This is a genomic window from Paenibacillus sp. FSL E2-0178 (assembly GCF_038593005.1).
GTDB classification, from domain to species: Bacteria; Bacillota; Bacilli; order Paenibacillales; family Paenibacillaceae; genus Paenibacillus_AQ; species Paenibacillus_AQ phytohabitans.
Genome location: NZ_CP151953.1, coordinates 2,325,554 through 2,337,175 on the forward strand (window position 1 = coordinate 2,325,554; position 11,622 = coordinate 2,337,175).

Consider the following 11,622-nt stretch of genomic DNA (forward strand, 5'->3'; position numbering starts at 1 on the left):
ATGAACCTCCTGTAATCCTATTTGACGCCGCCTGTAGCAGCAGGCAGCTGTAAGAAAGTATCGCCGGATTCTACAAGCCCGATAATGTAATCTGCGGCCTCCGTCATGGTCTTGCCATCCCTCCCGGTATCACATTCGCTCCAGGCATAATGCCGCTCGGCACTATTGATCAGCACCGTCAGATCATAGCTCTCATACGGCTTGAGGTTGCAGCTTGTACTAAGCTGCTTCTCCCCAAGATAATTGGACAGCACCAGCTTCCGGTAAATGCTCTGTCGGTCTTCAACCGGCAAGCCATAATCGCTGATTTCGATGACAGTACCGTTCAGCATATCTTTTACCAGGTTCTGATTCACCGTATTGATCTCATTCCTGAGATTAAACCCGTATTTGAGGATAAATTCAAATTTATCCTGCGAGCCCAGATCGAAGCTGACGGTGAGTAAATCTCCATCCCCCATAGCCCCCTCACAGCCCTTCAGGGAGTACTTCAACTGATGCTTCTCCTCCGTCCGTACAAGCTCATTACAGCTGTAAGTCTTCACTTCACGGGAACCAAAGGCATCCTCAGTGGTATCATAGCTCAGCTCCAGCCGTCCGCCCTCATACCTTAATTCCGTAAAGACGGGATCACCCTCTATCGTGTAATGAACTACCCGCTGGCTTCCGCTTCCCCGTTCCATGAAACTGTCCAGCTTGTCCAAATTGCTGATTACGCCGCCGTTAGAGGATATGACATCCTCCTCCTGGTCGATCTTGTGACTGCTGGCGGATGAGCCGCCACCATCTAATAACGAGCAGCCAGTAACCAGAACCAGCAGCAGTAGAAGCGGAAGAGCTGCCCTGGCCAGCCTTCTGAACAGCATAACCGTTATTCTCAGCTCGCACAGCAGTTTTGAGACAGGCGTTACTTTCACGGCTGATGACCTCCCTGAAATCATGATCGGATGGAGCTTTTGTTAAAGTATACCAATGCTGCGGGCGCGATTCTACTACATTACTTTTTTATAAAATCATGCCCGTAATACAACATTTTGCTCATAAAAGCGGCCGTAATCCGGAATTGTTGTATGGAATGCAGCATTTCCCATCAGCCGGACGGGTTAACGGAAAAATTCTTGCATTTCGTACAACAATCCTCCCGGACCCCCGGGATTTCATGAATCAAGGTTGCACTACGTACAACATTTATCCAAATACAGCTCAACAGATCAACACATCATCAACAAATTAACCCTTGGTTACTTGCACATTCCCCGCGGATACAGCCAGTTAAGATTCATTTAAGGAATGGCACTTATCATGAGCCTTAAGAACTTAATTGAAGAGGTGGTGCTTCGATATGAAGTCACGCAACACAAGCAATACAGGCAACACTGCAACCCGTTCCGGCAAACGAAAATTATTGATTATTATCCTCGTAATCCTCCTGGGCATTGGCGCAGTGGTATATCGTCTGGCAGACCGTTATCTGATTGAGCATGTTGAGGTCGTCGTCGCAGACGATACCGCCGGAACCGCTGGTACCGGCAGCACAGGCACAACAGCAGCAGCAGCAGCAACAGCTGACGTGAATGCAACATCGGATGACTGGAGCTACAGCAGTGACGATATCCAGGTAAAGATTGATCAGGTCCAGACGGGAAGCGGGTCAGACCAGATCACTTATTTTGTCGCAGATGTGGTCCTGAAGGATGCCGGCAGCCTGCGGTCCGCTTTTGCCGATAACAGCTTCGGTACGAATATTACGGAGGACACCTCGGTGATTGCCTCCGCCAATAATGCAATCTTCGCCATTAACGGCGATTACTACGGCTTCCGTGAAGACGGCGTGATTATCCGCAATGGAACCGTGTACCGGGATGATCCGGTGCGGGATGCGATGGCTCTGTTCGGAGACGGAACGATGCAGACCTATGACGAGGAGGAAATCTCTTCGTCTGAGCTGCTGGCTGAAGGGGTTACGAACACCTTGTCCTTCGGACCGATTCTGATTCAGGACGGCAAGATCGTCAGTGATTTCAGCAGTGTCAAAATCGATAACAATTTCGGCAACCGTTCGATTCAGGATGCGAATCCCCGGACCGCCATTGGCATGATCGCCCCGAACCACTACGTGTTCGTTGTAGTTGACGGACGCAAGGAAGGCTATAGCCGCGGAATGACCCTTGCCGAGCTTGCTGATGTGATGGAAGGCCTCGGAGCTGCAGAAGCCTACAATCTGGACGGCGGCGGTTCCTCCACCATGTACTTTATGGGCCGGGTAGTGAATAATCCGCTGGGCAAAAACCAGGAACGCGGCGTCAGCGACATACTTTATATTAAGGAGTGAACCCGGATGACTATACTAATACCCGCCTATGAGCCAGATGAACGGCTGCTGGATTTAATTATACAGCTTAAGGAATACCCGCTGGGTCCCATCGTACTGGTCGATGATGGCAGCGGCCCGGCTTACCGCGCAATCTTCGAGCGGGCTGCGGCATTCGGCTGCACCCTCCTGACCCATAAGACCAATCTCGGCAAAGGTGCCGCCCTCAAAACAGGCTTCCGTCATATTCAGGAAGCCGGCCTGCACGGTAATGTGATCTGCGCTGATAGTGACGGACAGCATCTGCCCCATGACATCAAGCGGATTGCCGAGACGCTGCTGCTTCAGAGCAAGCCGGGGATTGTGCTCGGGAGCCGCCGGTTCAGCGGAACCATTCCGCTGCGCAGCCGCTTCGGAAACTCGGTGACACGGTCAGTCTTCGCACTCACGACCGGCACCAAAATCTATGATACCCAGACGGGCCTGCGCGGCTTCCCGTTCCAGATGCTGGACTGGCTGTGCCGGATTCCCGGCGAACGGTTCGAATATGAGATGAACATGCTGCTGACCGCCCACAAAGAGGGCTATACCATTACTGAGGAGTATATCGATACCGTTTATCTGGAGGATAATAAATCCTCCCACTTCCGGCCGCTGATCGACTCCTTCCGGATCTATCTGCCGATTCTGATGTTCAGCACCTCCTCGCTGATCTCAGGCCTGCTGGACTTTGTACTGCTGTTCCTGTTCCAGAGCCTGACCCACAACCTGTTCCTGGCAGTCGCGGCCGCAAGATTATGCAGTTCAATCTTCAACTACTCGGTAAACCGGAAGTATGTATTTGCCGGCGGTAAAAAATCGCGGCTCCAGTCGCTGCCGAAGTATTTCTCACTCGTAGTCCTTGTGCTGATGTTCAATTACGGGCTGCTCTACTTCTATAATGAGAAGCTGATTATCCCGCTGGTTGCAGCCAAGATTCTGACGGAAATCTCGATCTTCGTATTCAGCTATTGGGCACAGCGGAGGTTTGTATACTGAATTAATGCTACACGCAACAGAGCAGCGGATCTCCTGTGACGGGAAGCGCTGCTCTGTTTTTTGTCATAGACTGCTGTATTCGTTTATTATTCCTTAGCCAAAGTAACGTCCAGAGGATCCACAAGCAGGCCCTCTTCAACTTTAAATTTACAATTTATTTCGATTCTATTAAGATGCTCGGCATCCCAATAGATGAATACATCGTATTCCCCATCCGGAAAATCAGCACCGAAAGCCCCGTTTTTCAGCTCAACTGTTTTGAGATAATCCTTACCGCCAAGACCACTGCCTAATTCAATATAGCCGTCCGGCAGCGGGGTCCCATCATCATATTTCAGAGTGCCGGTAACATTATTAGCGGGTAAATGAATTACAAGCTCAGGCGGATCAGACTTCCCGTCCAGCACCGAGAAACTATAATACGGGAATTTGGCATCGTAGATGGAGTACATTTTTTCCGCTAAAATAAGTACCCGGTATGAGCCATCAGGCAGATAGAAATTATACAAGCCATTCTTAATCGTTGCTGCATACAGAAGCGGTGAAGCAGTGCCAACCTCTGTGATCACTAATATACCATTAGCATATGGAGTTCCGTCCTCATTATAGATCTTGCCTGATATTGCTAAAGGTACTTTGATATTAATCAGTCCGGCGGCAGGTTCACCATTAACAATCTTTATCTGTGTACGTAAGGGTATACTTTCTGAATCCTTAGTGTTCAGCGTCTGTATGCTATAGTCGCCATCAGGCAAATAAAGATTAAACTTACCGTCAACCACATCAAACTTATAAAGCCCGGTATTCACTGCACCCATATTACTTATTTCCAGCCAGCCATCGTACATAGGGGAACCATCCACGAAGCTAATGCTTCCTTCAATTTTGGGTGGCAATGTTATATTCAAATTGCTTTTCCCGTCAATGACCTCAAATGAATGATTAATGGTTAATTGTTTGTTAGTTTCGCCATAGATTAAGACCTCTACATTGTAATGACCGTCCGGCAAATATAAGTTAAACTTACCGTCATGGATTTCGGCACTATACCAGGCAAGCGGTCCGCTGTCTAAGCGCTTTACAATAATTTCTCCATTCTCAACTGCGGTCCCGTCCGAATACTGCATCGTGCCCGCCTGCTGCTCAGGAATGAGAATATGCACCTCTCTATCTGCCTTGCCATTCATAACGTAAAACATATAGTAGAGTGAAATAATCTCCTGTGTAGTTGTGGAACGCATGGAGTAAATCTTGTAGGGCCCGTCCGGCAAATCTATAGAGAATTCACCATTCGTTAGTGCAGTACTGTAAATCATATGATCGCTGTCCCGTTCCAAATACAAGGTACCGGAATCGGCAGCCTTCCCGTCTGCACGCTCAATGATCCCTTTTACAACCCCATGATTTACAATGGGCGGTGTGGGTGCCACCGTTGACCCAGGTGTAGGTATCGGCCCCGGGAATGATGGTAATGGCGACGGTGACGGTGAGGTCACCGCTGTTGGTGTTGGTGATGGCGTCGGTGTAGCTGCCGCTGTCGGTATTGCCGATGGCGAGGGTGACGGCGAAGTAGCTGCTGTTGGTGTTGGTGATGAAACCGGCGTTGCTGCCGCTGTCGCTATCGGCGTTGGCTTTGCTGTTGGTACCGGCGTTGGCTTTGCTGTTGGTACCGGCGTTGGTTTCGCTGTTGGTACCGGCGTTGGCTTCACCGTTGGTACCGGCGTTGGCTCTTCGGTTGGTTCCGCCGTTGGTATCGCCGTTGGTTCAGGCGTTGGTACTGCTGTTGGCGCCGGCGTTTCTGCCGCACTGCCTCCGCCTCCACCCCCGCCGCCAACTAATACGGCCGCTGTTGGAGTTGCAGAAGACGCAGCAGCCGTTTTATCAGAACCGGCTATATTGATTTTCACATCTGCCGGAACGTCGCTGCCCACGGTAATTTTCTCTGGCGCATTCTCTATTGTAATGCCCGAAGCGTTGACGACTGCATTCCCGATGTTGCCTTTACCTGAAATTTGTATACCGGCATTCATGGTCATGGACTTAATACTGCTGCTATTGCTCAATTTATTACTGCCCGCTGTTTTATCAACATTGACTGCCTCCACAGTGCCCCCGCTGATGTCAATGTTAAGACGTGATGCAAGAATATTCACAGCCTTGAAGTTACCTGTCAAAAGGATACGGGCATCCGATGGAATTTCACGGGATAACGTGAGGGTGCTGATTGCAGCTCCGGTGAGTGTTTCAACGGCTGCAGCGGACTTGATCTGAAGATCATTGATTTGGGTCTTTCCTTCAGCAACCAGTCTTACACTGCCATCCTTCTTGTCAATACGCACAGAACCCAGTGTAGAATCCGCAAGATGAATACTATTCGCCCCGCCGCCTTCAATCGCGGTGTTGCCTCCTACCGTTACATTCAGGAGATGCACATCGCCTTCAGCTATGCCTTCTCCCAGCAGCAGATCCCCAGTAATGTTCATATTACGGAGTGTGATACCTGGCACATTAATTACTACATCACTGTCTACTTCGGACATTCCCGACATCGGACCGTATGTACCCGGCGAATCATAGATGATTACATATTCCCCGGAATCTTCATCGAGCAAGGATAAAGCTCTATCCAGGATGACTACCGTTTCCGCACGGGTTGCATAAGCAAGCGGGCGAAAATTCCCATCGCCGGAGCCTGTCATTATCCCCTGCTCGCTTACAGCCCGGATAGCACTTTTGCTCCAACCCGGACTTCCGGCAATATCCTTAAACTCAGGAGCCGCAGCCGATGCTGTCAGCTTGAGCAACTTGCTGATGATAACAGCCATTTCTTGACGGTTAATCTTCTGGTCCGGCTTAAAGGTCCCATCCGCATAGCCCTGAACGTAACCCGCGGCATTGGCCTGCAAAATACTTGAATAATACCACTTACTGCTTGAGATATCGCTGAAATTAACTTTCTTAGTCTCAGTGAAACCAAAAGCCCTATTAATCAAAACCGTTAATTCAGCCCGCGTGACCGGATGATCCGGCTTAAATTCACCATCCGGGTAGCCGGAGATCAGACCTTGATCCATCCACTTACTGATGTGCTCCTTCGCCCAATTTCCGCTGAGATCCGATACATTACCCGCAAAAGCTGCGCCAGCCGGCAGTATGGATAGACATACAGCTAGTACTCCTGCGATTACTTTTTTCCTTACCCTTTTTTGAATGAACAAGCTAATACCCCCGACTATGTAGTTATAAAAGCGCACAAATTATAAGTTACATTCCCTCATCTATTACTTAAGACCTATTAATCCGTTAAAATTATAGCATGATTCCGGTCAATAATTTGCATAAATTTATCAGATTTTATTGTGTCAGTTCCATGAAGCACAAACGGCCCCAACTCTCCATTTCACCGGAAGGCTGGGGCCGTAGCTGTGTATGACTTTCTTTTCGCCGAAACTAAGCTTAATCTTGATTCCTGATTACAATATCGAACTTCTCATGATACGGATGCATGAATAAATCATACTGAATTCTGCGCTGCTCATGGGACTTCATTAAATACTGAATATCCGTCCCCCGCTCAGCCACATCACGGATTCCCCTTCGCCTAAGCTCGGTCTCCCCATCCGTATATAAGTAGACTTTGAGATCATACAGACTTGGGTCCGTAAAAGCCACGCTCATGCCTTCTACAATATTAATCTTGTTGTCAGAAGATAACAGCGTACTCTTGCTATAATGCGTGCCGATGGTATACAGGTCCAAGCCGTCCCGCAGCATACGGATGTCTCGTTCCAAAGCAGCCACGTTATGGGCGGCAGGGTGACAGGCGGTCATTTTATCACGATATTGTTCATTGTTATATTCGTAGTCAATCCTTGCGTACCGCCTAAGATCAGATCCGATAATGTAGGGGTCAGTATTCAGAACATTCACATTCTCTTGCCCCAAAAGACTAATCAGATGATGAGCAAACGTCGTCTTTCCCGATGCCCCATGACCTGAAATCCCCACGATGACCCTCGCAGCCTGACCGCCAATCCACTTGGCTATTCTGTGTAATTCCTGATCCATAATTTCCTCCGCTATCCTTGTTAGAAGTATCCAATATCCTATACTATCACAAAAAGCGGACCCGGATCGGCTGCGATTATAACGATGTTAACGCTCAATCACCGGTATTCAAGTATTCGTCTGCTCCGGCAGCAGCAGCCTATTGCCCGTCAAGGTACTTCTCCACCTCAAGGGCAGCCAGCAATAACGGCGCAACACCCATCGGCGCGTCAGAGACAACCGCTTCGGAAATGTAGTAATCATAGGAACCATTCCGGTCCTTGCTGAGACCTGCCCCGTGGCAGATCTGATGCAGATGAACACCTTGTTCATCTTCGGTAACCAGATGCGCGAGGATGCCCTCGTAGCCTTTCAGCATCGCTTCCTTGAAGGAAGGCTCCAGGTAACGCAGCCGCAGGGCTTTGGCCATCGCATAGACGAACATGCAGGAGCCGGTGGCCTCGAGGTAATTGCCTTTGCGCCCTGCCTGATCAAGCACCTGATACCACAGGCCGGTCTCCTGGTCCTGCACCTCAAGCAGTGCACCGCACATCCGCTGGAAAATCCCGATGATCGTTCCCCGCTGCGGATGGGTGACCGGGAAATGCTCCAGGCAGTCCACGGCGGCCATGGCGTACCAGCCCATCGCCCGGCTCCAGAAGTGGGAAGAGAGTCCGGTGGACGAGTCCGCCCATTCCTGCTCTTTGGATTCATCCCAGCCGTGATAGAGCAGGCCGGTCCGCGGATCACGGGTCCGGCGCTCGATCAATAGCAGCTGATGGGCAGCTTCATCTATCAGCTCGGGACGCTGGAATACGGCGCCGTATTCGGCAAGAAACGGCGAAGCCATATATAGTCCGTCCAGCCACATTTGGAAAGGATACACCTTCTTATGCCAGAATCCCCCCTCTGAAGTACGGGGTTGCCCAATGAGCTGCGCCGCCAGCAGATGAGCCGCTTCAGCGTAACGCGCTTCCCCGGTCTGCCTGTACAGGTAGAAGAGATTCTTGCCCTGGTTGATCTGATCCAGGTTATATTCCTCCAGCGAATAGGAGCGGATCGAGCCGTCCTCCCCGATGAAGCTATTCATATGCCGCTGCATGAAGGAGAGATATTCGGACTCCCCATGCTGCACACCGGCGCGGGCCACTGCCATCAGCAGCATACCGGGCACATAGGCCCAGCGCTCCAGGACATACTCGTGTTCCCCGTGTTCATTGCATTGACTGATGAAGGTATCCGCGATTCTGCGGGACAAACCTGACATAGTTGTTTCTGTGATAGACATCATTATTCCTCCTGTCGCTTATGTTCCAAGCCTAAGTCTGAGCTCAGGCACCGGCAAGCTGCTTCCGCAGCCAGGCGTACGCCGGTTCCCCGTGTATTTCATGCCCTCCGGCAAAAAAATCCGCCTCTACCTGTCCGCCATGCCCCGCTGCGTTAAAGATCGCCTCCAGCCGGTCCAGGGCTTGCTTCGCGCCAGCCGGACCAAACAAAGGATCGGCATCTCCCGACTCCAGGAACAGGCCGCGCGGGGCAATTAACCCAAGCAGATCCGGCATTTCCGCTTCGAGCAGAATGCCCGGAATGTAGTTATCCAGACAATGATTTCGGGTAAGGATGCTGTCCGCAAACGTATTGGCATACCCGCTGACGACAGCACAGCTGATCCGCTGATCCAGTGCAGCCGTGAAGCCGGCGACCAGCCCGCCGCCGGAAATACCCATAATGCCTAATCGTTCACCGTTAACCTCTTCCCGCAACTGCAAATAATCGAGCGCCCGCATGCTTTCATAGATCCGGTAGCCTGCCATCGTCTGCCCCGCCATCAGCAGCGCGGAGGATAGGCGGAAGCAGGAATTACGCGCGGGCTCACCGCTCTCCAGATCCTCTGCCAGCCGTCTGTCGCCGAATCCGAGCACCTCGGGAGCAGCGACCACGAAGCCCTGCTTCACCAGCGAGACGGCAAAATCCTTATGCAGCCCCGGGTCACCCTGCCGCTGCGAGCCGTCCGGATTGAGGCCGGTAATCTCACGGCTGCCGTAGCCATGCCCATGGATAGCCAGAACAGCCGGACAGGGGGAGGATATCGGCTGCCCGGGAATCAGAAGATACATAGCCATTCTAAGTCCTTCATAAGTAGTGATCTCTACACGCTCACGTATATATCCGTTACAGGCTACCCGCTCAAGCCGCACAGGTGCAAGTGCCGCCCGTTCCTCCGGAAATCCGCCAAGCCGCCCGGTAAAGCCTGCAGTTAGCTTTGCCCGCCACTCTCCGTAAGGGATATCCCCACGGAAGGCAGCGTCCTGCGCTGCGGAAGCCGTCATTTGCTTCATATATTGTTCCAATGATTCCATCGGGGGTTCCTCCTGGTTCTTAATATCCTTCAGGATGCCAGCCGTCCAGTACGGTCAGAACCCGGTACTCCGCAGCTTCCTCAGCAGTTAACTGGCGCGACCATGCAGCGCGGCTCTCGGGACAGGCCCCTGGCCCGCTGCTGCCGTATTCTTCATAACGGCTGGTCTGCTCCCTGTCCGGCTGCCCCCAATTATGCCAGCCTTCGCCGGTAACCGATTCGTCCATAACCGTACGGATGAAGGCTACATGTGCATAAGGCCGCCAGGGCCGTCCGAGATACACCTCACTGACCCCTTCGCCGCCGGTAATCAGGCAATTCAGGAACACATAGCCGAATGCAGCTTCCTCCGGTGTTGAAGCGGCTGTAATGTAACCTCTGGACCGCTTATTGTGCAGATGGCAGCCCTCAAACAACGCCGTGGCGGCTCCGAAAATATAATCGACATCGCCTTCAATGTAGCAGTCGTTGTAATATTGCTTGCCCTGCCCCGTATAGAGTGTATCCTGGTCACCCAGCAGACGAACGCGCCGGAACACCGCCTGTCCGGCATCAACGAAAGCCGCCACCGCCTGTCCGGTTCCCGGACCGGAAGCGTTCCGGATGGTCAGATTCTCGGCTGTGAAGCCTTCCGCGAACACATTCAGGGTGCCGCTGCGGAAGGTACCGAGCGGTTCACCGTCCGCTCCCAGAGTGTGGGCATTATCATTCCAGGAGATTACGGTGGAATGCGGGTCCTCCCCCAGCAGCAGAATGGGCGGGGCTTCGCGGACGATTGTAATCTTTTCCTCATAAATGCCGGGCTTGATCCGGATGGTTACGGCCTGCTTCTGCTGCGGCGGAATGGAATCCAGCGCCTCCTGCAGACTGCTGAATCCTTCCCCGGGACTCTTCGATACTGTAATTAACATGTGCGGCTCCTTTCATGGCGACCTCTATTTATTCTATAATAACCGTAACGGTTCAGATGAGAAGAGGAGATTTATGACCAGCGTGACTAGCCCTAATCCGAAATATCATATAGAAGAAGGACGGTTCAGCATTCAGCATATGAAGCGCAAAGGCATCACGGCGATGCCGCGCCCCCACAGCCATGAACTCACCGAGCTGTACTATCTGACAGAAGGTGAGCGCGTATACTTTGTCGATGACCGGGTCGTTACGGTTCACAAGGGCGAGCTGATTCTGATTCCCGGCCGGGAGCTGCATGCTACCGCAAGCTCTGAAATGGCCGAATTCGAACGGATTCTGATCAATTACGATCCTGAGCTGCTGCCCCTAGTGCTGCAAGGTGAGGCCTTGTGGTTTCAGAATCACCGCTACCGTCTGTTCAGACTGACCCTGCGCGAACAGAATGAGGCGGAGACGCTGCTAAGCCGTATCCTGGAGGAAGCACGTATCCAGCGGCCTTTGTATGAAGCCTCCATCGTGGCGATGTTCACCGAGCTGATGATTCTGCTCCAGCGCTCGGAGAGTACGACACAGGCCGGGGGAACGAAGCACCCGCTGCATCATCTGGTAACCGATGTCGCCACGTACATCCGGAGCCATCACCGCGAAGCGCTTACGCTGGAAGAGACTGCCGGACACTTCTTCATCAGTCCTTCTTACCTGAGCCGCGTGTTTCACCGCCTGACCGGGTTTCATTTCCGTGAATACATTGTCCATGTCAGAGTCCGTGAAGCCCAGCGCCTGCTGGCCGGAACCTCCGCCAAGATTCAGGAGATCGCCTCCACTGTCGGCTTCGAGCATCTGTCCCACTTCAATAAGACTTTCAAAAGATCAACCGGGCTGACTCCGCTCCAATACCGCAAGGCATCCAGGTCGCGGGCGTCGTCCAAGTCTGAAGGAATAATTGAAGAATAGC

The 11,622-nt window shown here is 51.9% G+C and carries 9 protein-coding genes; 3 read left to right on the plus strand and 6 right to left on the minus strand.

The features are described 5' to 3' along the window. Nucleotides 1-17: 17 nt before the first annotated feature. The gene (locus MHI42_RS10395; RefSeq protein WP_342423711.1) at nucleotides 18-917 is read right to left on the minus strand and encodes a DUF4362 domain-containing protein; all 900 of its coding nucleotides are present in this window, start codon (nucleotides 915-917) and stop codon (nucleotides 18-20) included. Nucleotides 918-1,342: 425 nt separating this feature from the next. On the opposite strand from MHI42_RS10395, the gene MHI42_RS10400 reads away from it, so the two are divergent. Continuing rightward, nucleotides 1,343-2,332: a phosphodiester glycosidase family protein gene (locus MHI42_RS10400; RefSeq protein ID WP_342423712.1), complete on the plus strand. Its 990-nt coding sequence runs from the start codon at nucleotides 1,343-1,345 to the stop codon at nucleotides 2,330-2,332. A gap of 6 nt (nucleotides 2,333-2,338) precedes the next feature. Next, complete coding sequence (locus tag MHI42_RS10405; protein WP_342423713.1) at nucleotides 2,339-3,349, plus strand: bifunctional glycosyltransferase family 2/GtrA family protein; 1,011 nt, start codon at nucleotides 2,339-2,341, stop codon at nucleotides 3,347-3,349. Nucleotides 3,350-3,435: 86 nt separating this feature from the next. Here MHI42_RS10405 and MHI42_RS10410 read toward each other — a convergent pair whose 3' ends face one another. The 5 genes from MHI42_RS10410 to MHI42_RS10430 all read right to left on the minus strand — a co-directional run bounded on the left by MHI42_RS10410 (nucleotide 3,436) and on the right by MHI42_RS10430 (nucleotide 10,666). Beyond that, nucleotides 3,436-6,567, minus strand: coding sequence for an S-layer homology domain-containing protein (locus MHI42_RS10410; RefSeq protein WP_342423714.1), 3,132 nt, complete (start codon nucleotides 6,565-6,567; stop codon nucleotides 3,436-3,438). A gap of 238 nt (nucleotides 6,568-6,805) precedes the next feature. Next, nucleotides 6,806-7,417, minus strand: a complete 612-nt coding sequence (locus MHI42_RS10415; protein WP_171718956.1) for a phosphoribulokinase — start codon at nucleotides 7,415-7,417, stop codon at nucleotides 6,806-6,808. Nucleotides 7,418-7,556: 139 nt separating this feature from the next. Continuing rightward, nucleotides 7,557-8,687, minus strand: a complete 1,131-nt coding sequence (locus MHI42_RS10420) for a glycoside hydrolase family 88 protein (RefSeq protein ID WP_342423715.1) — start codon at nucleotides 8,685-8,687, stop codon at nucleotides 7,557-7,559. 40 nt (nucleotides 8,688-8,727) lie between these two features. Then, on the minus strand, nucleotides 8,728-9,756 hold the full coding sequence (locus MHI42_RS10425) for an alpha/beta hydrolase family protein (RefSeq protein ID WP_342423716.1): 1,029 nt from the start codon (nucleotides 9,754-9,756) through the stop codon (nucleotides 8,728-8,730). Nucleotides 9,757-9,775: 19 nt separating this feature from the next. Continuing rightward, entirely contained in the window at nucleotides 9,776-10,666 is an 891-nt protein-coding gene (locus MHI42_RS10430; RefSeq protein ID WP_342423717.1) for a pectinesterase family protein, read from the minus strand. 73 nt (nucleotides 10,667-10,739) lie between these two features. Here MHI42_RS10430 and MHI42_RS10435 point away from each other — a divergent pair, with 73 nt between their 5' ends. Continuing rightward, a complete protein-coding gene (locus tag MHI42_RS10435; RefSeq protein WP_342423718.1) occupies nucleotides 10,740-11,621 on the plus strand; it encodes an AraC family transcriptional regulator in 882 nt (293 codons plus the stop codon). The last annotated feature ends 1 nt before the right edge of the window (nucleotide 11,622 follow it).